We start from the raw sequence: 237 nt of genomic DNA on the forward strand, positions 1-237 counted from the left end.
ACAGCGCCTCCAGACTGTAGTTCTGCTGCTGAAGATACAGTGCATCACCGCCGGCCAGGGGCGGCAGGTTCTCCCGTTTACGGGCCTCATTGGGCGTGAGAAGCGTATTTTTCACCGCATCCCCCAGCGTTTTCATGCGCCGCTCACTGTCCATTCTCAGCAGCGTGGTGACATCAAATTCTGTACTCTCGTTTTCCCCCGTTTCCAGCGCCTCATCCAGTAACAGTTCAATGGACT

Annotated in this window: 1 pseudogene; it reads right to left on the reverse strand. The window is 55.7% G+C overall.

Going from position 1 to position 237, the window contains the following annotated elements:
* Positions 1-237, reverse strand: a pseudogene (locus HEN33_RS26000) (phage portal protein); the annotation flags it as partial.

This window comes from Escherichia sp. 94.0001 (assembly GCF_013369155.2).
In the GTDB taxonomy this organism is placed as follows: Bacteria; Pseudomonadota; Gammaproteobacteria; order Enterobacterales; family Enterobacteriaceae; genus Escherichia; species Escherichia coli_F.